The organism is Arthrobacter sp. B2060 (assembly GCF_059090445.1).
On record NZ_JBNHFR010000001.1, the window covers coordinates 615861 to 640135 of the forward strand.

The following is a 24275-nucleotide window of genomic DNA, read 5'->3' on the forward strand; positions in this document are numbered from 1 at the left end:
CCGGCAATGGGTATGAGCGCCAGGAACAGTGAAATGTCGCTGCTTCTCATCGTCATGACACTGTCCCTGGCGCTCATGCTGGGCGGGTTCATCACGGGGTTTCAGACAAACCTCTCCGCCGGAACGACGCCAGCACCGGCACCGGACGGGACCGCTGCCCCCTGGTGGTCGGTGCTCGGCCGGATCCTCCTGGTGAATCTTCCCGCCCTCTGCCTCGCGTTCTCCGGTGTCATCACCGGCGGCATTTCAACCCTGATTGCCTGGCCGCTGACATCGATCTACATCGGCTCCACGATGCGGACCGCCTCGGCACAGCTCGGGCCCGCCGAGGTCTTCGGAACAATCTGGGTCTACGCTCCCGTCGAATTCGCAGCACTGCTGATAGCAGCCGGCGCCGGCCTGATGCCCGCAGCTGCCGCAGTCCGGGCGGCTCTGTCCGAGAAGCGAAGCATCTCACCAGCGCAGCACTACTTGACGGTTTTCCCGCTGGCACTCAAGACCTTCAGTCTCGCCGCAGCCATCCTCGTGCTCGCCGCGCTAATCGAAACCGCCGTCGTGGCCAGTAAAGGAATTTCCACATGACCGCAGTAGACCAAAGGCAGGACCAGACCGTTACGCCCGCCCCGCGGGCAGGCCGGTCCACGTCACCGGCTATCTGGATAGCGTCCGTCGTGGTCCTGCTGGTGCTGCTTCTGTTCAGGACCCAGCAATTGCACGCCACGGTGACAGGAAAGGTCGCCGAAACCGACGCTGCGAAAGACCTGACGGATCCGGCGATGACTGAACTCGCCGTGAACATCGGCTTTTACCTCGGAGTGGTCCTCTCAACCGTGTTCGCGGCGGTGTACTTCTCACTGGCGTCGATTGCGGAGAACACCTTCTTTCCGGGGCTCCGACTTGGGGGACGGCGCGTCAGAATCGGGATTCTGGGGGCCGTTGCCACGGGGTCGCTGCTCAGCGTCCAGCTCGCCAGTCTCGCACTTTCCGTCCCGTCCCCCAAGGACCACTGGGTGACGTTCCTCTACGTCGCCGCACTCGGGCTGGGCATCCCCTGGATGTTCCGCCGCCAATGGGAAGGTGCCGCGCGATCAACCGTGGTGGCCATCTTCGCTGCTTCACTCGCCATCGCGGCCGTATCACTCGCACTCTGACATCAGGAAAAGGTCCGCACATTGATCTACTCATCAGCTCTTCGCACCATCATTACCGGCCTGGCGCTGGCATGCGTCGCTGTCTGCACAGTCTTCGCATTCCTCGACGGACCCCGCAGCCCCGGCTTCGTCTGGGCGTCGGTCGGTTTGGCTGCCGCTGCCCTGCTGACAGCGCTGCTGATACGCAGGAACCCCAAGCGAGACACGGGGCTCTTCCTCGTCGCAGGGCTAAGCGGGGGCGTCTTCTTCGGCGCGTCCGGTTTTGGATTTCCGCAGAACATTCCCGTGTGGATCTGGGTCATTTGCAGCATCGGCACTGCCACGATGGCGCTGGTGACGGACGCGGACGCTGCGCAGAACAAATCCTTGAACCGGCTCTGACGGCAGAGCATGGGTAGTCGAACAGCCGCCTATAAATTCGCGGGCGTAAGAATGCTGTCCGTTCTGGGATGGCGAATGTCCATCCGATCGCTGACCGTTCTGGGCGCCGGGGCCGGGGCTGTCCTGATCCTGACGGTCCTGGCGGGCTCGCTCTTTGCCTTGAGGCTGATCCGCGACGCCCTGTCCGGCCCAGGGGCAGGACCCACAGGCCCCGGGCAGGTTGCAGTCATGGCGTTAACTTTGGCTGCCTGTCTGTATCTGGCAGTCGGGGCCGTGGCACGCGAAGCCTTCAGCTCCCGCCGGTTCGCCGTGCGCTTCAGCCCGAACCGGGACCTCTACCGTGCCGCGGACGTCCAGATGCGCCACGTGTTCTTTTTCGAAGCGGCGCCGCGGGCCGTACTGTTGCTCGGACTCTCAGCCGCCGTGTGTGCCGCCGCACTAATTGTGCTCCACGAGCCCGCCGGCCGGGCTCTCCCCTGGTCCGGAGTCCTCTGGATTGTCCCCTTCGCCGTCGCTGGTTCCTGGCTGGCCCTAAGTTCGAGGCTGGCAGCTGCCGACCCGCCCCGGCGCACCCCCGGCAGGAGCGTTGTTCTCGGCACGCTCGCATGCGTCGCCGTCTCCCTCCCCGGGCTTGCGCTGGGACGCATCCTTCCAGAGCTGCTCGCGGCCAAGGCCGCACCGGTCCTGGCACACGCAGCGGCGGGGGGCGCAGAACACTGGGCCATCCCGGGTGCATCCGCAGCCACGGCGCTCTTCGCAGCCCTAACAGCCCATAGCCTCCGGACCGTGAACCGGCATTCCTTCCCGGTGACCCGGCAAGTAACCGGAGCGACGGCACCCGCCGCGTCCGGAGCCTCCCGTCCGGTTCCCCTCCTCTGGCGGTTTCTGGCAATAAACATCGCCAAAGACAGGTCTTTTGCCTTGTTCCGTGGAATGGGACTCTGCCTGCTGCTGGTGGCTTCCGCCGTGCTCGGCCTCCACATCGGCGGCATGCGTCCGGAATTCTTCAAATCCGTGCCCGGAATACCGGGCGCCGCCGCCTTGGTTGTGTTCATGGTGAGCCTCGTCGGCTCCGAACTGTTGTCCAAAGGGAACAACCCTGTCGGGCTCCTCCCCCGCTTGCGCTACGCCTGGAAATCCGGTGTGCATGCCGGAACGCTGGCCTGGGCAGTCATCCTGACCCAAACGCTGCCGCTGGCATTGCTCGCCGCTCCGGCGCTGGCCGTTATCGTGTGGGTTCTCACCGGCACGGTACCCCATGCCCTGTTTCTCATTCCGTGGGCTATCGCTACCGCCGGCATCATCGGCAACACAGTCAGCCGCGTCACAGCCAAACAGGCGGACGGTTCCATGGAGACCTCCATAGCGGCCGCCTTCATATCAGTTGTCCTGGCAGTTCCCGTCCTCGGGCTCTGCTTGCTCGGAGACATGTATCCAACCATCGCCGCGGGACTCTACGTGGCCGTACTTACAGGAGGTGCCCACCGTTGCCTGAAGCACAGAATCCTGTCCCGGAGATAGCTTTGAGCCGGGTATTGGCCGGTTATAGGGCCGAACGCCCGGTATTTGAAAACGTCTCGTTCACTCTGACCGGCCCTGCCCTCATTCACCTGAAAGGCCGGAACGGGTCAGGCAAATCAACCTTCGTAGAACTAGTCAGTGGCTACCTGGCTCCATGGTCAGGGACGGTGACGGTCTCAGGTCTCAGCGCCAATGACCCAAATTGCCGCAATAGGCGGCGGATCTGCCGCTCGGACCCGGCGCTGTTCGCGCCGATGACCGTCAGGGACCACCTGTTGTTCGCCTGCATCGCGCGGGACAGCGATCCCGCCCCGGAGCTACTTCGTGCGGACAGCCTCGGCATGGCGGAGTGGCTTGATGAAAATGCCGGAAACCTTTCCACTGGCAACGTGCGGAAGCTCTGGTATCTCATGAACACCGTGGGCCGCTTCGACTGCCTGGTCCTCGATGAGCCATTCAACGGAGTGGACGCCGAAGGGGTCGCCTGCATGGCCAACGAGATCCGGCACTGGGCGGCATCAAAACTTGTTGTGGTCATTACCCACTCCCTGCAGGACCTGCTGCCCGAGGCAGTCACCGTCGCGCTGGATGAACTGCGTAACCAGCCCTTCAGGACGGGTGTGCCGGAATGAAAACAGTAGTCACCGACGTCGGAGCCCGCTACGGTGCCAGGCAAATATTGGACGGCATCTCATTCACGCTGGGTCCAGGCGAAATCGTGGGGCTCGTCGGCCCCAACGGGCACGGCAAGACAACGCTGATGAAACGAACGCTCGACCTGATGCCCGGCACCGGTTCGGCCACCTTCGACGGCTCGCCCTACAGCGCGCTGAGCATACCGCAACGACGCGTTGGAACCCTGCTCTCCACGGAGGGATTTCATCCCGGACGTTCAGCCCTGAACCACCTGCGCATGGTCGGCGCTGTCGCTGGCATCTCGCGCGCCCAGGCCCAGAACGCGCTGACGCGGGTGGGATTGGGCGGCTACTCAAAGGCATCCCCCTCCTCCTATTCCATGGGTATGAAACAGCGCCTCGGCCTCGCCGCAGCACTCATGTGCGAACCTCAGCTCCTCATCCTCGACGAGCCCACCAACGGGCTGGACATGGACGGCGTCATCTGGTTCCGAAACACCGTGCGTTCACTAGCACTCGAAGGAAGGACCATCCTGCTGTCCACGCACGTCCTGGCCGAACTGGAGAAGGTCGCCGACCGGGTCCTGATCCTTCATACCGGCAGGCTGCGTGCCGACTGCCCGATGGATGAGATCCGGACGTTCAACGTCAAGCCAGCCGTCACGGTCTGGGTGGAAGGTGCAGAAGAATTCGCCGTCATCTTGCGGCAAGAGTACGGGGCAACAGTCGTCACCACGGGCACCACCCTCACGATTTCTGGACTGACAGCGCCGGAAGTCGGCGCATTGGCGCACCAATTCGGCCACGCCGTCTCGGAATTGCGGACCGCAAGCCCCACCTTGGAGGACAGCTACGCGTCCATCGTGGGACTGAACGAGTACGGCAAGCTCCCGGATCAGGCAGCGTGAGCATGCAAAACACGATGCGTTACGAGTGGATCCGGCTCACCACCACACGCGGCTTCTTGGTTCTGGCGGCCACCGCCGTTCTCGGATCCGCGCTGGTCAGCTGGGCGATGACCCTCATGATCGTAAATGTCGCGCCGGAATTGACAACGGAGTCCTCGGTCGAAGCCGCGACGCTCGCAGCAACCCGGTCCCCATTCCTGCTCCTGGCGGCAGGACTGCTCGGCGCCTTCTCCTTCGGCCAGGACAGACGTCACGGAACGCAGTTCCATGCCCTCTTGGCCACCCCCAACCGGCAAGTCCTGTTCACGGCCAAGACAGCAACGACGTTGCTGGTCACGACGGCATGGACGCTAACCTCGCTGGTGGGGGCGGTGGCGGTGTCGAATCTCGTTCTGGACAGCGGAAACCTCCTTCAAAGCGATCCGGGCGTCATGCTCGGTTGCCTGCTCCTGGCCAACGGGTGGGCTCTTGCGGGTATAGCGGCCGGAGTGCTGCTGACAAGAACGGGGGCCGTCGCTCTCCTGGTCACGGGCTCAACCCTCATCGAGCCGCTACTCGGGCAGCTCCTGGGACGGATCGAGATCTGGGGAACGTCGGGAGCTGCATATCTTCCCTTCACCGCCGGATCGGCTCTGATCAGCTTCGTGGACCCCGACTTCGCGATGGTCCTCTCCGAAACGGCTCCTCGGCTTCCTCTTTGGGCCGGGGCAGCCGTATTCTTCATCTACATCGCAGTGGCACTTGGAGCAGCCTTCAGGCGCGTCCTCACGGCGGCGCACTAATCGCCAACTGAAACACGCCTCGCCACCCGCTCGTCGGTCTGCCAGCAGACTGTGCAGAGAATCAGACCGTCCATACGTCGCCCGGCGAGTTCCATTTTCATTCGGGGCTTTTCGGGCACATAGTTATCCCATGAGTGATACGCAGCGACGCGTGCAACCTAGATTGCTGGCTTTCCTCGTGGCGCTGGGCCTTCTGGTTCCGCTGCTCGGAGGGCTCTACTTTTGGTCCCAGGGAAGCGCCAACAGCCCCGAGACGGCCCCCGGTCCGCCTCCTGTGACGTCGGCGACGCCCACGCCAACGACTACCAAGGCACCGAAGCCAAAAGCCAAGCCGAAACCTCCTGCACCCCCTGTTGACCGCCTCAAAGGACGGCCCGTCAACATCCTGCTTATGGGCAGCGATACCCGGGAGGACAACGCGAAGGCGACCGCGGGCAGGGTTGCCACGGACCAGCGGGCCGATGCCCTCTTCCTGATCCACATCACGGCCGACCGCAAGAACGTTTATGGCATCTCCGTCATGCGCGACCTTTGGGCTGAAATCCCGGGCTACGGCTACTCCAAGATCAACGACGGCCTGGCCTTCGGCGGGGTGCCCCTCATGCGGCAGACCGCCGGGGCGCTGTTCGGGCAGCGCATCGACCACTCGATCCTGATCGACTTCGGCAGGTTCAAGGGACTGGTCGACGCTCTCGGCGGAGTCAAGGTTAACGTCACGACGCCCTTCACCTCGACGCACGACGGGCGCCACACGTTCAGGCGAGGCGTGCAGAACCTCAACGGAGCCCAGGCCCTGGAGTTCGTCCGGGAGCGCTACGCCTTCAGCGACGGCGACTACCAGCGCGTGCGCAACCAGCAGACCTTCCTGAAGGCGCTGATCGCCGAACTCATCAGCCCCAAGACCCTGACCAACCCGGTGACGCTCCGCAAGACGGTCGGCTACCTCTCGTCGCTCGTCCCCGTCAGCACCGGCCTTGACCAGTCGGCCATGGCGGGGCTCGCCTACAGCCTGCGGAATGTCCGGCTGCAGGATGCGGTGTTTTTCTCCCTCCCCACCGCCGGCGTTGGCACGTCTCCCGACGGGCGCTCCGTCGTGTTCCAGGACAGCGTGGCGCTGGCACAGCTCCGGAATTACCTTGCCCGTGACCGTGTGGGCCAGTACATCAGGGACCGGGCAATGAAGGACGTCCGCTGAGGCAGGCGGGGCCCGACATCGGCACCTCCTTTTCTTCTCCGGACGGAGCTTATCGCCGCCCGCGGAAGTAAACTGATGGTGGCAAAGGAGCGGCGGTGATGGACGGAAAGGTTCGTCATTCGGAGCTGGTTTCCCCGGGGCTGACTTGCCCCGCACGGATCATCAGCCGTTGCCCCGTGGCCGCCGCCGGAAGCGGGTGGCCGGCGTGACCGCGGCACGGGCGCTGCGCTTCCTGACCGCGGTCCTTGTCTTCCTGGCTTTGATCGTGGGGGCCGCTCCGGGCGCGCCTCCTGCGCAGGCTGTGTCGCTGCGCGGCCACGACATCTCCTGGCCCCAATGCCCGACGGCGGTGGGCGGTTTCGGCCTGCCCCTTCCGCCCGCTTCGTCCCAGTTCGTCATCATCGGCCTGACGAAGGGGTTACCCTTTACCGAAAATCCATGCCTGGCCAGCCAGCTGAAGTGGGCGAGAGACAATCGCAAGCCCGCCCAGGCGTACACCATGGCGGCCTTCCCCACCGCCGCGCAGCTCGCCACCTACCGGACGCAGGGACCGTGGTCTTCCGCCACCCGTGCAGGGCAGCTGTCCAATGTGGGCTACGCCGAGGCACGCTTCGCCGTCGCCAGCCTGGTCAAGACGGGCTTCGCACCACGCGTGGTCTGGATCGACGTCGAACCCCGGCCCGCCCAGCCCTGGCCAACAGCCTCGGCGGTGCAGCAGCGTGAAAACCGGTACGTCATCGAGGGCCTGATGCGGGGCCTGCGAGATGCGCGCTACTCCTACGGCCTGTACTCGTTCACCTCCGGCTGGGCCAGCATCACCGGCTCGTGGCGCCTGCCCGGCGTGCCGGTCTGGGCAACGGCCGGGATGCTGGACTATCCGAACGAAGCGCTGGACCGCTGCCGCCAGCCCAGTTTCTCCGGGGGGCGCGTCTATATTTCACAGTGGTACGACAACACCCGGGACTACGACCTCACCTGCGATCCCTACGCGTTCACGCCACTGGCCATTCCGGCGTCGACGCTCTCGGGCGCAACAGCCGACTTCAACGGGGACTGGAACAACGACGTCCTGGCCCGGTATCCGGCACGGGGTGAGCTGTGGATGTATCGCGGTACGGGGCAGGGCGGGAGGCTGCCCGGTGTCCTGATCGGAACCGGCTGGAACGGCTTCGCCCTTGAAACACCCGGGGACTTCAACGGCGACGGCCCGCTGGATGTGCTGGCCAGAGAGACTTCCACGGGCGTCCTGTGGCTGTACCGGGGCAACGGCACCGGCGGCTTCCTGCCACGCCTGCGTCTCGGCTCCGGCTGGAACATCATGAACTCCATCGTTGGCCCGGGTGACTTCAACGGCGACCAGCGCGTGGACGTCCTGGCCCGGGAAACCGCCACCGGCCACCTGTGGCTGTATCGGGGGAACGGCACCGGCGGATTCCTGCCGCGCGTCCGCGCGGGAACCGGCTGGAACATCTTCAATGCCCTCGTGGGGCCCGGCGACTTCAACGGCGACGGCGCCGCGGACGTTCTTGCGAGGGAAACCGCCACCGGAACGCTGTGGCTTTACCGCGGGAACGGGACCGGAGGCTGGCTCCCCCGCCTGAGGGTGGGCGGCGGCTGGAACGTCATGACCGCCGTCGCAAGCCCTGGCGACTTCAACGGCGACCGCAGGCCCGATCTCCTGGCGCGCGACAGCTCCGGCGTGCTCTGGCTGTACCCGGGCAACGGTGCCGGCGCCCACCTCCCGCGGGTCCAGGTGGGTCCTGGCTGGAACGGGCTCTCGCCGCTCTTCTGATGTAGCCCTGAGGATCTAATACTGCCCGCGCGGGGACCGTGACCGCGCACGTCTGTTGTCATTACACTGGGACGCATGACCGAGCAGGAACCGGCCCCGTCCACGGCTGCTGAAGCTCCCGACGTCGGCGCGAACCTTTCCGGGGACGCGGCCGCCACGTCCGCGCAGGTCGAGGACGGCGAGGCCCCGCGCCTGGCCGATCCCGACGCCGTCGACACGTCCTTGCGCAGTCCGGCAGAGCGGTCCCGCACCTTTGCCGGGATCCTGGTAAACACCGCCCTCGCCAACATCACGACCAGCTACCTGTGGTTCGCCCTGACGTTCTGGGTCTACCTGGAGACGCGCAACGTGATCGCCACCGGGGTGGTCGGCGGCGCGTACATGCTGCTGATCGCCCTTTCCAGCATCAGCTTCGGCACCTTCGTGGACCGGTACCGCAAGCTGGCCGTGATGCGCTTCGCCGCCGCATTCACAATGGTGATGTTCGTGCTTTCCGGGATCATGTTCCTGCTGACACCAACCCCCCGGCTCCTGGACCTGACGCAGCCGTGGTTCTGGCTCTTCACCCTGATCATCCTGGTCGGTGCGGTGGTGGAGAACATGCGCAACGTTGCCCTTTCCACCACAGTCACCATCCTCATCGAACCCGACCGGCGGGCCAACGCCAACGGGATGGTGGGCATGGTGCAGGGCCTGGCATTTATCGTCACCTCGGTGCTCTCCGGCCTGTCGGTCGGGCTGCTGGGCATGGGCTGGACGGTCGTCGTCGCCGTGGTGCTCACGGCGCTGGCCTTCCTGCACCTGCTCACGCTGCGCATGCCGGAGGAGGTTCGGGTGGCCGCTACCGACGCGCACGGAGCGTTCGACCTGCGCGGTTCCATTGCCGCCGTGCTGGCCATCGCCGGACTGTTCGCGCTCATCCTGTTCTCCACGTTCAACAACTTCATCGGCGGCGTCTACATGGCGCTGATGGATCCCTATGGCCTGGAGATGTTCCCCGTGGAGCTGTGGGGGGCCGTCTTCGCGCTCGGCTCCACCGGGTTCATCGTGGGCGGTGCGCTGATCGGCAAGTTCGGACTAGGGGCCAACCCGTTGCGCAGCATGCTTCTCGCAGTGATCGTGATGGGCTTTCTCGGTGCTGTGTTTACGGTGCGGGAATGGGCATGGCTATACGTCGCCGGCATCTGGCTGTACCTGGTCCTGATCCCCGTCGTGGAGGCCGCCGAGCAGACGGTCATCCAGCAGGTGGTGCCGCTGCATCGGCAGGGGCGGGTGTTCGGATTCGCCATGGCCTTCGAGTCTGCGGCAGCACCGATCACCGCGTTCCTCATCGCGCCGATCGCCCAGTTCTGGATCATCCCGTACGCCCGGTCCGCCGAGGGCGCCGCCCAGTTGGCCCCGCTGCTGGGCGAGGGCATCTCCCGCGGCATCGCCCTGGTGTTCCTGATCGCCGGGATCATCATGATCGTGGCCGCGCTGCTGGCCTTCCTGACCCCGGTTTACCGCCGGGTTTCCGCCTCGTACGCCCAGGCGGCTGCAGACGGGCAGGAAACCGCGAACGCGGACTCCTCGTCCTCTGGTTGAGTCAGAACCCGCTGGGATCACACGCGCCCGGAAAGAAGCCGGCCAAAATGCCGAAAGCTGGCTCCAGGCGTGCTGAGACCATGGAGCCAGCCTTTTCCGGCAAGTGTCCCCAGAGATGAGGCGATTCAAGCCTCCCCCCAACAAGGTTTGAAGAACACTGCCGAGACTCAGGCTATTCGGATGCGGAGAAGCAGGCAACGGGTGCGGGCCCCCGAAACCGAAAGAGACACGGAGTCACGGCGGTTCATGCTGCGTCCGCATCCGTCACGTCACCTGTCCAGCCGGCGCCTGCCGGGCCTAGGCTCGAAACTATGAATCATCACTTCACGGACGAACGGGACAGCTATGGCCGGCTCTTCGTGGACAGGGAGGTGTGGCGGCAGGCCAGTACGCTTGCGGCCGCCGGGGAGCTGACTGCACGCTGGCTTGAGGGCAAGAGCGAGTACCAGGCGGGAACCCTTGCCCCACGCTTTGACGACGAGACCCTGCCCATCGCCGGCCAACTCGCCGACATCAACCGCAGCGGGCTCTTCACGAAGGAATCCCAGCCGGGACTCGCTGCGGACACCGGCACTGCACAGCGGGAATATGTGACGGGATTCTGCTCCGCCGAATCGGCGCGGCGGCTCCTGCAGCTTTCGTCGCGGACGGAGTTCGTTGCCATCGCCCATGCGCCGGGGGAAATGAGCAGTGCGTCCGTTCCCGTGACCCTCGACGGCGATGAGGTGGTCACCGTGCTGGGGACCAGTGAGACGCCGATCGAGTCGGACCAGATCCGGGACTGGGCGGAGGAAAGCAACGAGACCCTTGCCCTGCTCCTTGCTGACTCCTGGTACGTCGAAGTCCTCGATCCGGTGTGGGGACGGAGCCAGCATCTGCTCCCTGCGATCCTCGAGGCGTTGCGGTCGGTCCCGGCCGGTTTTTGACGTAGTGCGGCTTTTGGTGACCCTTTTAGACGTTCGATTAACTCCAAAGAACTCCGGTGAACCCTTGCTACGGCGGGCGTTGTTTTGGGCCGGCGGGCCTACGTAACCTCGGTCCAACAGCCCGACCAGTCACGAAGGAACACCATGTCGAACTCCCAGGACAACCCCGGGTCCACCCGCATCACGGCGGGCGAGACCCGCAGCCCGAAGCGCCCACGGCGGCTCCAGATCGGGATCGCCGTCGGCGTTCTCGCCCTCCTCGGCGCCGGCGCCGCCGTGGCGAACACGGCAGCCAGCAACACCGCCGCGGCAACGGACACTGCCGCTGCCACCACCAGTCCGGCCGCAGAACTGAAGCTGGGATACTTCGGCAATATCACGCATGCCCCGGCCCTGGTGGGCGTCAACGAAGGCTTCATTGCGAAGAACCTGGGCAGCACCAAGCTGTCCACGCAAGTCTTCAACGCCGGCCCCGCCGCGGTGGAGGCACTGAACGCCGGGGCCATCGACGCAACCTACATCGGGCCGAACCCGGCCATCAACTCGTTCGTCAAGAGCAAGGGTGAGTCGATCAGCATCATCGCGGGCGCTGCCTCGGGCGGTGCCCAGCTTGTGGTCAAGCCGGAAATCAAGACTGCAGCCGACCTGAAGGGCAAGACCCTGGCTTCCCCGCAGCTGGGCGGCACACAGGATGTGGCGCTGCGCGCCTGGCTCGCCAAGCAGGGCTTCAAGACCAACCCCGACGGCGGCGGGGACGTCGCCATCAACCCGACCGAAAACGCCCAAACGCTGAAGCTGTTCCAGAACGGAAAGCTCGACGGCGCCTGGCTGCCCGAGCCGTGGGCGTCCCGCCTGGTGCTCCAGGCCGGGGCGAAGGTCCTGGTCGATGAGAAGGACCTGTGGGACGGATCCCAGACCGGCAAACCGGGCGAGTTCCCCACCACCATCCTGATCGTGAACAAGAAGTTCGCCGCAGAGCACCCGCAGACGGTGGAAGCCCTGCTCAAGGGCCACGTCCAAGCCGTGCAGTGGCTCAACGACACCCCGGCCGCTGAAAAGGCCACGAAGCTGAACGCCGCCCTGAAGGAAACGACGGGCAAAGCGCTGCAGCAGGACGTCATCGACCGGTCGCTGCAGAACATCGTGTTCACAGTGGACCCGCTGGCCGGAGCCTTCAAGAAACTCCAGCAGGACGGCGTGGACGCCGGAACCACCAAGCAGGCCGACCTCAACGGCATCTTCGACCTGACCACGCTGAACGGTGTTACGGGACAGAAGACGTCCGCCGCCGGGCTCGGCAAGGAGTGACGGAACCGAAAGCATAAAGGAGATCCGGCGGGAACGTTCCCGCCGGATCTCCTTTTTAATCCTGCACTTACAGCGCGCCCTGAAGTTCGTCGAGGGGGTAGAAGGTGACAGGGTCCTTGAGGAGATAGTGGAACACCACGCCCCCGGGTGCCTCCTCCGAGCCGATGAACTCCGCGAGCGTCCACGGCCCGTCGGCCACGGCGCACGCCCAGGCGTGGGCCTCTTCCCAATGGACGCCTGCCAACGAACGCCCGGCGCCAGGACGGAGGGCGACGGAGACGCCCACTGAAGCCCCGCCGTCGGAGGGCAGCCACTCCGTAAAACCCACGATGTCCACGGTCACGCCGGGCGAGGCCAGGGAGGGCCGGCTGGCCATGGCCGTCGCAGCGCCTTCCAAGCCTCCGGTTCCGATGTCCTGCCAAACCAAAGCGGACACCTGGTCCCTGAACACCCTCAGTTCTCTGCTGCACTGCGTGCGGATGCGCTGAGCCAAAGCCGTGATCATCAGGGTCCCCATTCTGTCGATGCCTGTGCACCAAACCAACCACCCGAACGGTCCGTCCACAATGCTTTTGGACATGCGCGGACTCGGGACGCAATATGGCTTAATGCACCGCAGTACGGCGTAAAAGTCTGGGCCGCTGAACACCTCACACCACAAGAGGACCAGAGGTCAGCTGCTACAGGCTTTGCTCCTCGCGACGGGCCTCGAGCATCGATTCCCGGAGCCGGGACTGGGCCAGTCCCAGTCCCGCATGCGCCGCTCCCCGGGCCACCGATAGTCCGATCACCTGCGGCACGACCCTGATCTCCGGGACGCTGGGAAGGCTATGCGCCAGTCGCCTCCGCACCTCGGGGAGGACTTCGTCCACCAGCGGACTCAAGCGACCAACAAAGTACACGGACTCCGGGTCCAGCGTAACTGCAACGGCACCGACAGCGCTGACGATCGCCGTCGTAAACGCCTCCACCACTTCCGCCCGGGACGCCGCATCCTGCGGCTGGGACCAGAGCGCTTCGATGCCCTCCAGTTCCAGTCCCCGGCTCCCGGCGAATTGGAGGAGACCCTTTATGCTCAACAGCCCATCGAGGGTCTCGTTGCCAACGCCGGAGAAGAGAACACCACCAAGGTCACCGAAAGCAGGGGTCCGCCCCTGGGCGATCTCATGATCAGTACAACTGGCGAAGCTCAGCACTGTACTAAGCATGAACAAAGCAGCATTCCCTATGCTCGCATCATCCTTCAGGATCCCCCGCAGGGATGCACTGGCATCGCTCTCAAGGACCACGGGAGCCTTCAACCGATCTTCAAGAGAATTCTGGAGAAGGGAATCGGTGGGCATCTTCCTTGATTCCGGTGTCCCCGACCACTTAGCGCCATTCCGGACACGGCCGGGCAACGCGGCGACGATTTGGCGCAACGGCCCCTCCGCGGAATCACTGGTCTCCGCAATCAAGTCCACCAGCCACTCGGCAGTCATTCCAACATCGCCGCCCTCGAGGCTGGGAACAATGACGTTCCTAATCTCGCGACCCCTCAGGTCCGTTACCAGGACGCACGTGGTTCGCGCCCCGAGGGCGATCCCGACAATGTGCCCCGCCGTGCCGGGTACATCCAGGTATGTGGAGCGCCGACCGCGGCGCGGAACCGCATTGACCCCCTGCTCGACGACGAAACCGTCAAAACGAAGCTCATCCACCTTCCGGGACACCGTCGCCTGGCTCAAACGCGTCAGTTCGATCAGCCTGTTGCGCGTCAAAGGCGCCTCCGACAGGACCGCATCAAGGACCGAGGCCTTGTTGTAGTCACGTACCGTGGGGTTGCTACTCATAGCACAACCTTAATGAGCTGGATGCCGAAACCGGGACATGACGGAATGTCCCGGTTTCGAGGGAGTGCCTTCACGGTGGAAGGCACTCCCTAAGCAGTTGGTGTCAGCTGTACGCCGACCGGGTTGATGCTGGGCTTTACCGCAGTGCCTTGAAGGCCCGGCCCATTCCTTCGAGAAGGCGATCGGCATCAGTCATGGAGAACGGCATCGGGGGGCGGAGTTTCAGGACATTGCCCTGGGCGCCGCAGGCCGAGATGAGAATCCGGTCCTCCCGGAGGGAGTTCACTATGCCGGCGGCGGCCTCCCCGTTAGGTGAGAGTGTGGATCGGTCAGTGACGAGGTCGACACCGATGAAGAAGCCGCTTCCGCGGACTTCGGCGACCTGGTCCAGCCCCTGGCTGAGGTCCTTGAGCCCGGTGATGATCTTTTCGCCGACCTTGCGGGCATTTTCCATGAGTGATTCGTCGCGGATCACGTCCAGGACGGCCTGGGCCGCGGCGATGGCTACGGAGTTCCCGCCGAAGGTGTTGAAGTAGCGGATGTTCTTGCCGAACTCCACCAGCAGTTCGGGCTTGAAGATGGCTGCCGCGACGGGGATGCCGTTGCCCATGGGTTTGCCGATGGTGACGATGTCCGGGACGATTCCGTGGCGCTGGAAGCCCCACCATTCCTCGCCGGTGCGGCCGAAGCCGGGCTGGACTTCATCGGCGATGTACAGGCCGCCGGCGGCGTGAACTTCTTCGATGATCGGGCGCAGGAAGCCTGCCGGGCCGGCGAAGACGCCGTCGGAGGAGAAGATGCTGTCGGCGATGAAGGCCGCCACTCCAACGCCGTGCCGGTGCAGGTCGGCGATGGCGGCACGGACCTGGTTGCGCAGGTGATCCTGCAGGGACGCTCGATCCGATGAGTACCGCAGGGCGTCGGGGGCGTCGATGACCCGCACGTTCGCTCCCAGGGGCACACCGACGCCCAGTGACGGCGAGAAGGACGCTACTTCGGTGGTCAGGCCGTGGTAGGCGCCGGAGGTGACGATGATGCCCTGGTTTCCGGTGGCGTATTTTGCCACGCGCATGGCGAGGTCGTTGGCTTCGGACCCGGTGCAGGTGAACATGACGTGGCCCAGCTCGGCGGGGAACGTGGAGAGGAGCTGCTCGGAGTAGTCGAGGATGGATTCCTGGACGTAGCGGGTGTTGGTGTTCAGCGTCTGCATCTGCTCGTGGACGGCAGCGATGACGCGCGGGTGGGCGTGACCGACGGAGGGGACGTTGTTGTACACGTCGAGGTAGTCATTTCCGTCGCGGTCAAACAACGTGACGCCCTTGCCGCGAACGATTTCCAGGGGGGTGTCGTAGAAGAGCCGGTATCCGGGTCCGAGGCTCTGGTCCCGGCGTCGGATGCTCTTCTGCATCTGATCCGGGAGCTCGCTAAGGCGGTTGGGATCAAAGCCATTGATCATGGCCCTGGACGGCTTGCGGATGGTTTGGGGAGTAGTGCTCATGATGGCTCCTTGATGGCTAGTGCGTCTGGTTCAGGGTGTGGAAGGCAGTTTCGGTGCCGGCGGCGGCCTTGGCGGCGAGCCGGTCCCAGTCCGGCTTGGAGTGGGAGAGCAGGTAATTCGCGCCTTTGCGGTCATGAGCTGAAACGCTCGGGCCGGACGAAGTCCACGCCCTCGAAGGATCATCTGCCGCTTTTCACCTTCGAAGACGCTTCGCATTAGGAACAGTTCAGAGACCGAGGAGCTTGTTCAGCTCGTCCAGGGACTTCACGGTGGTGTAGTCGTAACCAGGGGTGATGGGGTCGTAGCCGCGGTCCAGCAAAACGGTGTTCCTGAAGCCCAGGTCGTGCATCGGCATCAGGTCGTAGCGTGTGTGCGAGGAGACGTGGACGAAGTCCTCCGGCTTGGCGTTCAGCGTATCGAGCATGTGCTCGAAGGCCTGGTAGCGAGGCTTGTAGGCCTGGGCCTGCTCAGCGGTCAGCACCGCGTGGAAGTCTGCACCGAGCCTCGGAACAGTGGTTTCCAGGAAGCTGTCATCCGCGTTGGACAGGATCACCAGCTGGTAGTTTTCGCCCATCGTCTTCAGCGGGGCCGGCACGTCCTCGTGGGCAACCCAGCCGCGTACGGCATCAGTAAACTGTGCGCCGGCACCTTCGGTCGGGGCCAGGCCCCACCGGTTGCACACACGGTCAAAGGAGTTCTGAAAGATCTGCTCGTAGGGCTTGTAGTCGCCGCATACCTCGTCGTAGCGGAACCCGCGGAACATCGCCTTAAAGGCAGGCCACTGCTCCTCAGAGATGCGGCCATGCAAGAGACGACGCGTGGTGGGATCGATGTTGAAGTTAATGAGCGTGCCGTAGCAATCAAAGGAGACGTACTTCGGCCGGAAGGTTGTGGTTGCCATTTTTCGTCCGTTCGTAGTGGCTTTAGGAGAGGGACTCGGTCGTTGTCAGCCATCTGCGTTCGTTCGACCGAGTTGCCCGTTTTTTGATTCACTATGAATCTAAATCCCTCGATGTCAATTGTCAACAACTTTCTGAGATTCATTCTCAGGAGCCGGGCCGCTGCCTAAGACCGCCGCAGGACCTCTCAACGCATCCGGATCGTCGGCCAGGACTTCGCCGTCCACCCTGTTTCCCGCGATGCCGCGTCGGGGCCTCTAAATGGCAGCGCCCTATTTTGTCTGACCCCTCTGGAACACTGTGTCTATGGACGGCATTGGGGAATCCGATCTGACACTGGCATCGGCGCCACCCGGCGCCGTCGCTCCGGATGCCGCCACCGCCCCCAATGCCGAGATGTCCTGTGTCGCTGTGGAGGACCTGATCGCCTCAGCCGGGTCGCTGCGGCTGGCCGCTGACGGTCCCGGGCTGATCGACCAGTTGCGCGGGCTGGAGGAGCTGAAATCGGCGGTAGCGGGAGTGCAGGCGAGGATCGCCGTCGCCTTCGACGCCGCCCAGCGGCAGGTCGAGGCCGCTGTTGGCGTCCCCGCAGCAGAGCGGGGCCAGGACGTCGCCGCGCAGATCGCCCTCGCCCGGCACGAATCCCCGGCCCGCGGCTCCCGGCTGCTCGGCCTGGCGAAAGCCCTGGTGAACGAGATGCCCCACACGCTGGCCGCCCTGGAGACCGGGCAGTTGAATGAATGGCGCGCCACGCTGCTGGTCAAAGAAACGGCCTGCCTGAGCGCTGCTGACCGATCCGCCGTCGACGAGGAACTCGCCGCGGACACCGGAACCTTCGACGGCGCCGGGGACCGGGCCATCGCGGCCGCGGCCAAGGCCGCTGCGTACCGCAGGGATCCGCGCTCCGTGACCCAGCGCGCGAGTCACGCCGCCGGCGAACGGTGCGTCAGCTTGCGCCCGGCCCCGGACACCATGACCTACCTGACAGCCCTGCTGCCCGTGGCCCAGGGCGTTGCCGTGTACGCGGCGCTCAGCCGGCAGGCCGATACGCTGCGCTCGGACGGGGATGAACGTTCCCGCGGTCAGATCATGGCCGACGCCCTCGTCGAACGAACCACCGGCACCCCCGGCGGGATCAGCAGCGTCGAGATCCAGCTCATCATGACCGACCGCACGCTCTTCCGGGCCGACAGTGAACCGGCCCGCCTCACCGGCTACGGCATCGTCCCGGCCGGCTGGGCCCGCACCCTGATCCAGGCAGGCGAGGCCACCGGCGGTCAGGAGCTGAAGGATGGCGGGGCCACCCCCGGTCAGGAGCGCAACCCAGGTGAGGCTACCGGCGGGCAGGGGCTGAATATCTGGCTCCGCCGGCTCTACACCGCCCCCGGGACCGGAAACCTCATCGCGATGGACTCCCGGGCACGGCTCTTCCCGCCAGGGCTGCGGCGTTTCATCCAGGCCCGCGATGACACCTGCCGCACCCCATACTGCGACGCCCCCATTCGGCACCACGACCACGTTGTCCCGTGGCACGAGGACGGAGCCACCAGCCTGGCCAACGGCGCAGGCCTCTGCGAAGCCTGCAACCACACTAAAGAAAAACCCGGCTGGAAAACCATGCCACGGCCCGGCCCCCGGCACACGATCAAAGTCCAGACACCCACCGGCCACACCTACCACTCCACGGCACCCCCACTCCCCGGAAGCAGCGCCGGAACCAGCCCGGCAGAACGGCTACTCAGCCAACCAGAATGGCTCCCCCGCGCCTCCTAAAACCGTCACAGCGAACCGTCCCCGATGGCCGGCCACAGGAATACTTACGTTCCTGCACGCAGCCCATATCCGGCTACGTCCACAGGAAGACGCGGCCTAGACGTGCATCCTGGCCACGAAGCGGAACCTGTCGCCCCGGAAGACTGAGCGGGTCCACTCGACAGGCTTTCCGTCGAGGGTGAAACCCTGCCGGTGGACCAGCAGCATCGGGGCGCCCATTTCGACATCGAGCAACCGGACTTCATCAGGGCCTGCAAGTTTGGTCTCCACAGTGTCCTCCACTTCGCTGATGCGGATGCCGTAGTCCTCGCCCAGGGCCGCATACAGGGACCCGCGGACCTCCACGTTGCGCGCCAGGTCCGGCAGGTCGCCGGCCAGGAAGGCTGTCTCGTGGGCCAGCGGCTCGCCGTTGACCAGCCTGATCCGTTCAACGCGGTGGACCTCCGCCCCGGGTACCAGCCCGAGCCGCCGTGCAATCGCCGGGTCGGCGGGTACAGGGCCGATGTCCAGGATCCTGGCAGATGCCGTTAGGCCCTGGCTCGCGGCATCATCCGAGAACGACGTGAGCTGGCGGACGTGCGTGACCTTCGGCGGGGCGACGAACGTGCCCCTCCCCTGCGTCCGGTCCAGGCGACCTTCGGACACCAGCTCCCCGATGGCCTGCCGGACCGTGGTGCGGGACGTGGCGTACTGCTCGGCGAGCGCCCGCTCGGTGGGGATGAGGGTCCCGGGGGCCGCGTCCTCGATGAGGGCAAGGATCTGTTCCTTGAGCACGTAGTACTTCGGCAGCGCGGCAGGGCGGGTCTCCATGACTGCGATATTACCTATTGACAGGAAAATTGGTCTACGCCAAAATAGTGGAAATTGGTTTATACCAATTCCGGCGCCCGCCGGAATCCAAAACCACTCCCCACCCCAGGCAGACAAGGACCCAAAGATGTCGTTCCTGCAAGACCTACGCCAGACGCCCCGTCTGGGCCTGCTCGTCGGCGGCACCGCCGCCACCATCGGCATAATTTACGGCTACGATCTTTCGAATATCGCCGGCGCCCTGCTCTTCATCACCAAGGAGTTCCAGCTCTCCACCAGCGAGCAGGAACTAGTGACCACCGCCGTCGTCGTCGGTGAAGTCCTCGGTGCCGTGCTGGGCGGCTGGCTCGCAAACCTCCTCGGCCGCAAGGTCTGCATGGTGGGCGTCGCGGGCGCCTACGCAGCCTTCGCGGCGCTGAGCGCCCTGGCCGCGGACGTCCCGATGCTGCTCATCGCCCGCCTGTTGCTGGGCCTCACCATCGGCATTTCGGTGGTGGTGGTGCCCGTCTTCGTGGCCGAATCCGCGCCTCCAAAGGTCCGCGGCGCCCTGCTCGTCGCCTACCAGGTGGCCACCGTCATCGGCATCATCGCCGGCTACCTGGCCGCGTACGCGCTGTCGGCCACCGAGAACTGGCGCCTGATGCTGGGCCTGGCCGCCATCCCCGCCGTGTTGGTCCTCGCCGTCACGCTCCGGCTCCCCGACACCGCCCGCTGGTACATGATGCGCGGCCGCACTGAGGAGGCCCGCCGCACCCTGGCCTCGATCGAACCCAACGCCGATGTGGATGCCGAGCTGGCCGACATGAAGCGGGCCATCAGCGAGGAACGCGGCGGAGGCCTGCGCGAAATGCTGCGCTCCCCCTATCTGAAGGCAACCGTCTTCGTGGTGGGCCTCGGTTTCTTCATCCAGATCACCGGCATCAACGCCGTGGTCTACTACAGCCCGCGGATCTTCGAGGCGATGGGCTTCACCGGCAACGCCGCGCTGCTCCTGCTGCCCGCCCTGGTCCAGGCCGCCGCCCTGGTTGCCGTCTTCGTGTCGCTCTCCCTCGTGGACAAGGTGGGACGCCGGCCCATCCTCCTGGGCGGCATCGGCATGATGATCGTTGCCAACATCATCCTCGTTGCCGTCTTCATGCTGGGCCGCGACTTCGGCGGGGCCCTGACCGTCATCGGATTCCTGGGCGTCCTGCTGTTCACGGTCGGCTTCACCTTCGGCTTCGGCGCACTCGTCTGGGTCTACGCCGGCGAGTCGTTCCCGGCACGCCTGCGGTCCCTTGGCGCCAGCGCCATGCTGACCTCTGACCTCGTGGCCAACGTCATCGTCGCGGCGTTCTTCCTGACCATGCTGCAGCGGCTCGGCGGAGCGGGCACGTTCGCAGTGTTCGGCCTCCTCGCCGTCGCCGGCTTCATCTTCGTGCACCGTCTGGCACCGGAAACCAAGGGACGGAACCTTGAAGAAATCCGCCATTACTGGGAAAACGGCGCCCGCTGGCCCGAACAGACCGGCAGCACGCCGGCGGCCAAGTAATGCAGCCGGTTCCGGGCAGTGCCACTGGCATGGACCGAGTACTCGGCCTCGACATCGGCGGATCCAAAACCCACGCCATCCTGGCGGCCCGCGCAATGAATCAAAACCCCGACGACGGCGCGCAGCAGGCTTTCGAGTGCACCGTCGGCAGTGCGAACATCGCCTCAGTGGGCGAACAGGCGGCGGCCGCCGCCCTGGACGATCTCGCCGCACAGCTGGGAACCCGCGACGCCGGCCGCGGCATCCAGGCAGTTTGCGCGGGGGCGGCCGGGGCAGATACCCCGGAAAGCCGGAAACGCCTCGCTTGCCTGCTGTCACGGACTTTCCCAGGGGCCCGGATCCAGGTGGTCCACGACACGCGCATCATCCTCGCCGCCGGCGGCCTGGAGGCCGGCACCGTGCTTATCTCGGGCACCGGCTCCGCTGCCTGGGCGCTGAATAAGGACGGACGCGAAGCCCGGGCAGGCGGGTGGGGCTACCTGTTGGGCGACGAAGGCAGCGGTTACGCCATCGCCCGCAGCGCAGTCCGCAACGCCCTCGCCGAGTACGACCGCGGCCAGCCCGCCGGGCCGTTGTCCGCGGACCTCCTGGTACGGGCAGGCGTCTCCGGACCTCCAGCGCTGCTGGACGTCTTCTACCGCAACCCGGAACGGCGGTACTGGGCCAGTCTTGCCGGCACGGTGTTCGCCTCCGCAGCCCGCGGCGACGCGGTCAGTCTTGCGATCGCCGAGGACGCCGCGCAGCAGCTGGCATCGCTGGCCACGGCGGTCAACGATCGGCTGGGCTTCCTGCCCGGAGGCGCCGATTCGGGCGCTGCCGTTTCGGACGCTGACCTTTCGGGCGCTGCCGCTCCCCCCGTCCTGCTGGCGGGCGGGATGCTCGTCAACCAGCCTGCCCTGGCGGAACGCGTCAGCGGGCTGCTGGCAGAACGCGGGCTGGGGGATGTCCGGGTGCTGGACCGGGCCCCCGCCTGGGGTGCGGTGAAACTTGCCTCCGACGCGGCCGCCTCCGCCCGACCTGCTGCGGACCACCCGCCGCGACCCATCCTGTTCTCGGCCTAACCCACTTCCGCCCTCATTCCGTCCGATCCACCAAGCACGCGTCCGCAAGGAGAAACATGACCACCCCGCTGAACACCCCCGCCCCGGCAAGCACCGCCACCGGCACCGCCACCGCGCTGCAGGTGCCGGGATCGCTGATGGCCGCCGAAATCCTCGAGCAGCCCGAGGCGCTCGCCCGGCAGCTGGACCAGGGACAGGCCGGCATCCGGCACCTGGCCGCCACCCTTCGCGGTGCCGACATCCGTTTCGTCCTGCTGGCAGCGCGCGGGACCAGCGACCACGCCGCCCTGTACGCGAAGTACCTCATCGAGACGGTGCTGGGGCTGCCCGCCGGGCTGGCGTCGCCGTCGAGCCTTACCGTCTACGGCGCGGAGCCCCGGATGAACGGTGTCCTCTGGCTGGCGGTCAGCCAGTCGGGCGGATCCCCCGATCTGGTGGACTCCACCGCGGCCGCTGCCCGGGCCGGCGCCGTTACAGTTGCGGTGACCAACGCGCCGTCGTCGCCGCTGGCCGGCGCAGCCCACCACCATCTGGACATCTTGGCAGGGCCGGAACGTGCCGTCGCCGCCACGAAGAGCTACACGTCCCAGCTGCTCGCGCTGTGGCTGCTCATCGACGCCTGGGCCGGCCGTGACGGAACCGAAGCATCAGCCCTGCCGCGTCACGCGGAGGATGTCCTGGCCCGGCCGGAGATACTGGAGGTTGCAAACCGCTACCGCTTCGTGAACCACATCATCACCACCGGGCGCGGTTTCTCCTACCCCACGGCGCGAGAGGCTGCTTTGAAACTGATGGAGACGTCCTACCTGGCCGCCCATGCCTTCTCGGGAGCCGACCTCCTGCACGGCCCCTTCGCCATGATTGACGAGGACCGGCCCGTCATCGCCGTTGCGTCGCGGGGTGCCGGCGGCCGGGCCTTGGAGCCCGTGCTGGAGCGGCTGGCGGAACGCGGGGCGGACGTGTGCCTGGTGGGCGATCCTGCCGCAGCCCGGCCGCTGAACCACACGGTGCCCCTGCCGCACGTCCATGAGCAGCTGGCGCCGATCCTTGAAATCATGCCTCTGCAGCGGCTGGCCCATGCCATGGCCGCCGCCCGCCACCGCGACCCTGATGCGCCCCGGGGCCTGCGCAAGATCACGGAAACTTGGTGAGTACGACGCTCATTTCAGCCGCCCGCGTCATCACGCCCGGCGCTGTCCTTGAGCACGGCTGGGTGGAGACCCGGTCCTCCCAGGTCAGCGCCGTGGGCGCCGGGGCCCCTCCGCGGGTGCCGGACGTCAGCTTTCCGGAGGGTACCCTGTGCCCGGGGTTCATCGACGCCCATGTTCACGGGGGCGGCGGCTTCAGCTTCAACGATGCGGACACGGCCGGGTCTGCCGCAAAAATCGCCGGCGTGCATCTGGAGCACGGCACCACCACGCTCATGGCCAGCCTGGTAACAGCGCCTTTGGCAGAGCTTGAGGCCGCGGTGGCGGCTTTGGCCGGGCTGGTCGAAGCGGGGGCGCTGGCAGGGATCCACCTGGAAGGACCCTGGCTCAGCCCGTTTCACCGCGGCGCGCACGCCAGGGACCTGCTGCGGGCTCCGGATCCTGCCAGCATCGACCGGCTGATGCGGGCAGGCCGCGGAGCGGTAAAAATGGTCACGATCGCTCCGGAGCTCGAGGGAGGGCTCGCGGCGATCCGGCAGATCACCAGCTACGGCGCCGTGGCCGCCATCGGCCATACCGGTGCCGGCTATGACCTGGCCCGCGAGGCAATAGCCGCGGGCGCCACGGCCGGGACCCACGTGTTCAACGCCATGCGCCCCCTGCACCACCGGGAACCCGGACCCGCCCTGGCGCTGCTGGAAGACCCGGACGTCTTCGCCGAGGTGATTGCCGACGGCGTGCACCTCCATCCGTCGCTGGTGCGCTTCATCGCGGGGAGCCCTGCGCGGGCCGTCTTCGTGACCGACGCAATGGCGGCGGCGTGCGCCGCCGAGGGGACGTATCAGCTCGGCGGCCTGGAAGTCCGGGTCGCCGGCGGCGAGGCGCGGCTGGCCAGCAACGGCGCCATCGCCGGCAGCGTCCTGACCCTGGACGCCGCCGTTCGGCATGCGGTCAGTCAGGCAGGCATTCCGCTGGCTGACGCCGTCCGCGCGGCCACGCAGAATCCTGCGGACATGCTGGGGCTGGCGGACGTCGGGCGCCTCGAGCCCGGCCGGCGCGCGGATCTGGTGGTGCTCGGTGAGGACCTGATGGTTGCGGCGACGATGAAATCCGGGGAATGGCTGGCTGAGCCGGTTGGCGCCGGCCCAACCGTCAGCGGCTGGTGAGCGGTACCCGTCAGTCGTCGGGGCTCTGGCTCAGGACCTGGAAGTCCGAACCGACCGCCACTTCGACGTCCGAGCCGTCGGCAAGCCGCACTTCAACTTCGTAGGCGGAGCTTGGGTTCTCGTCCCGCTCCACTTCCGTCACCGTGCCCTGGCCCACCTTGGCCAAGGCGGCCTGCACAGCCTTGTCACGGTCAGCCTGGCTCAGCGGGCTCTGCGTTCCGCCGTCTGCGGTTCCCTCGCTGTCGAAGGGGTTCACTGATGCGGCTGCAACGGTTGCTCCGCCGAGTGCCAGCCCTGCCACTGCGGCTCCAATAAGCCACGTTCTCTTGCGCATGACAAAAGCTCCTCTCACATTTTTTCCCAGTCTCCCCCCG

The 24275-nt window shown here is 65.9% G+C and carries 23 protein-coding genes; 17 read left to right on the top strand and 6 right to left on the bottom strand.

Features of this window, described 5'->3' with window-relative positions; genetic code table 11:
- The first annotated feature begins 33 nt into the window (after window positions 1–33).
- From AC5RUM_RS02950 to AC5RUM_RS03005, 12 genes are all read left to right on the top strand, one after another.
- Complete coding sequence (locus tag AC5RUM_RS02950; protein WP_494033522.1) at window positions 34–582, top strand: hypothetical protein; 549 nt, start codon at window positions 34–36, stop codon at window positions 580–582.
- Window positions 579–1151 carry a hypothetical protein gene (locus tag AC5RUM_RS02955; protein WP_494033523.1) on the top strand — a complete coding sequence of 191 codons (573 nt, stop codon included), beginning with the start codon at window positions 579–581 and terminating at the stop codon, window positions 1149–1151. Before AC5RUM_RS02950 ends, AC5RUM_RS02955 begins: the two co-directional genes overlap by 4 nt.
- 21 nt (window positions 1152–1172) lie before the next feature.
- Window positions 1173–1532: a hypothetical protein gene (locus AC5RUM_RS02960; RefSeq protein ID WP_494033524.1), complete on the top strand. Its 360-nt coding sequence runs from the start codon at window positions 1173–1175 to the stop codon at window positions 1530–1532.
- A gap of 75 nt (window positions 1533–1607) precedes the next feature.
- On the top strand, window positions 1608–3053 hold the full coding sequence (locus AC5RUM_RS02965) for a hypothetical protein (RefSeq protein ID WP_494033525.1): 1446 nt from the start codon (window positions 1608–1610) through the stop codon (window positions 3051–3053).
- A gap of 14 nt (window positions 3054–3067) precedes the next feature.
- Window positions 3068–3685: an ABC transporter ATP-binding protein gene (locus tag AC5RUM_RS02970; protein WP_494033875.1), complete on the top strand. Its 618-nt coding sequence runs from the start codon at window positions 3068–3070 to the stop codon at window positions 3683–3685.
- The gene (locus AC5RUM_RS02975) at window positions 3682–4596 is read left to right on the top strand and encodes an ABC transporter ATP-binding protein (RefSeq protein WP_494033526.1); all 915 of its coding nucleotides are present in this window, start codon (window positions 3682–3684) and stop codon (window positions 4594–4596) included. Before AC5RUM_RS02970 ends, AC5RUM_RS02975 begins: the two co-directional genes overlap by 4 nt.
- On the top strand, window positions 4593–5378 hold the full coding sequence (locus tag AC5RUM_RS02980) for a hypothetical protein (RefSeq protein WP_494033527.1): 786 nt from the start codon (window positions 4593–4595) through the stop codon (window positions 5376–5378). The genes AC5RUM_RS02975 and AC5RUM_RS02980 overlap by 4 nt, the downstream gene beginning before the upstream one ends.
- Window positions 5379–5508: 130 nt before the next feature.
- Complete coding sequence (locus AC5RUM_RS02985; protein WP_494033528.1) at window positions 5509–6573, top strand: LCP family protein; 1065 nt, start codon at window positions 5509–5511, stop codon at window positions 6571–6573.
- Between the two features lie 205 nt (window positions 6574–6778).
- A complete protein-coding gene (locus AC5RUM_RS02990; protein WP_494033529.1) occupies window positions 6779–8365 on the top strand; it encodes an FG-GAP-like repeat-containing protein in 1587 nt (528 codons plus the stop codon).
- A gap of 75 nt (window positions 8366–8440) precedes the next feature.
- The gene (locus AC5RUM_RS02995; protein ID WP_494033530.1) at window positions 8441–9949 is read left to right on the top strand and encodes an MFS transporter; all 1509 of its coding nucleotides are present in this window, start codon (window positions 8441–8443) and stop codon (window positions 9947–9949) included.
- Between the two features lie 311 nt (window positions 9950–10260).
- A complete protein-coding gene (locus tag AC5RUM_RS03000) occupies window positions 10261–10875 on the top strand; it encodes a DUF6919 domain-containing protein (protein WP_494033531.1) in 615 nt (204 codons plus the stop codon).
- Between the two features lie 144 nt (window positions 10876–11019).
- On the top strand, window positions 11020–12183 hold the full coding sequence (locus AC5RUM_RS03005) for an ABC transporter substrate-binding protein (RefSeq protein ID WP_494033532.1): 1164 nt from the start codon (window positions 11020–11022) through the stop codon (window positions 12181–12183).
- A gap of 67 nt (window positions 12184–12250) precedes the next feature.
- Here AC5RUM_RS03005 and AC5RUM_RS03010 read toward each other — a convergent pair whose 3' ends face one another.
- From AC5RUM_RS03010 to AC5RUM_RS03025, 4 genes are all read right to left on the bottom strand, one after another.
- A complete protein-coding gene (locus tag AC5RUM_RS03010) occupies window positions 12251–12763 on the bottom strand; it encodes a hypothetical protein (protein WP_494033533.1) in 513 nt (170 codons plus the stop codon).
- Window positions 12764–12863: 100 nt separating this feature from the next.
- Window positions 12864–14015 carry an ROK family protein gene (locus tag AC5RUM_RS03015; protein ID WP_494033534.1) on the bottom strand — a complete coding sequence of 384 codons (1152 nt, stop codon included), beginning with the start codon at window positions 14013–14015 and terminating at the stop codon, window positions 12864–12866.
- 136 nt (window positions 14016–14151) lie between these two features.
- The gene (locus AC5RUM_RS03020) at window positions 14152–15513 is read right to left on the bottom strand and encodes an aspartate aminotransferase family protein (protein WP_494033535.1); all 1362 of its coding nucleotides are present in this window, start codon (window positions 15511–15513) and stop codon (window positions 14152–14154) included.
- Between the two features lie 226 nt (window positions 15514–15739).
- Entirely contained in the window at window positions 15740–16414 is a 675-nt protein-coding gene (locus AC5RUM_RS03025) for a haloacid dehalogenase type II (protein ID WP_494033536.1), read from the bottom strand.
- A 304-nt stretch (window positions 16415–16718) separates the two neighbouring features.
- On the opposite strand from AC5RUM_RS03025, the gene AC5RUM_RS03030 reads away from it, so the two are divergent.
- Window positions 16719–18185, top strand: a complete 1467-nt coding sequence (locus AC5RUM_RS03030) for an HNH endonuclease (protein ID WP_494033537.1) — start codon at window positions 16719–16721, stop codon at window positions 18183–18185.
- A gap of 96 nt (window positions 18186–18281) precedes the next feature.
- Here the strand turns inward: AC5RUM_RS03030 and AC5RUM_RS03035 are convergent, their stop codons facing one another.
- Window positions 18282–18995 carry a GntR family transcriptional regulator gene (locus tag AC5RUM_RS03035; protein ID WP_494033538.1) on the bottom strand — a complete coding sequence of 238 codons (714 nt, stop codon included), beginning with the start codon at window positions 18993–18995 and terminating at the stop codon, window positions 18282–18284.
- On the opposite strand from AC5RUM_RS03035, the gene AC5RUM_RS03040 reads away from it, so the two are divergent.
- From AC5RUM_RS03040 to nagA, 4 genes are read left to right on the top strand one after another with little or no spacing between them, the layout of a single operon-like run.
- Window positions 18994–20526 (top strand): sugar porter family MFS transporter, encoded by a 1533-nt coding sequence (locus AC5RUM_RS03040; RefSeq protein ID WP_494033539.1) that lies wholly within the window; start codon window positions 18994–18996, stop codon window positions 20524–20526. The genes AC5RUM_RS03035 and AC5RUM_RS03040 overlap by 2 nt on opposite strands.
- Window positions 20527–20555: 29 nt before the next feature.
- Entirely contained in the window at window positions 20556–21587 is a 1032-nt protein-coding gene (locus AC5RUM_RS03045; RefSeq protein ID WP_494033540.1) for an N-acetylglucosamine kinase, read from the top strand.
- Between the two features lie 56 nt (window positions 21588–21643).
- Complete coding sequence (locus AC5RUM_RS03050) at window positions 21644–22738, top strand: SIS domain-containing protein (RefSeq protein ID WP_494033541.1); 1095 nt, start codon at window positions 21644–21646, stop codon at window positions 22736–22738.
- Entirely contained in the window at window positions 22735–23901 is a 1167-nt protein-coding gene (gene nagA, locus AC5RUM_RS03055) for an N-acetylglucosamine-6-phosphate deacetylase (protein ID WP_494033542.1), read from the top strand. The genes AC5RUM_RS03050 and nagA overlap by 4 nt, the downstream gene beginning before the upstream one ends.
- Before the next feature lie 10 nt (window positions 23902–23911).
- Here the strand turns inward: nagA and AC5RUM_RS03060 are convergent, their stop codons facing one another.
- Entirely contained in the window at window positions 23912–24235 is a 324-nt protein-coding gene (locus AC5RUM_RS03060) for a PepSY domain-containing protein (RefSeq protein WP_494033543.1), read from the bottom strand.
- Window positions 24236–24275 lie beyond the last annotated feature (40 nt).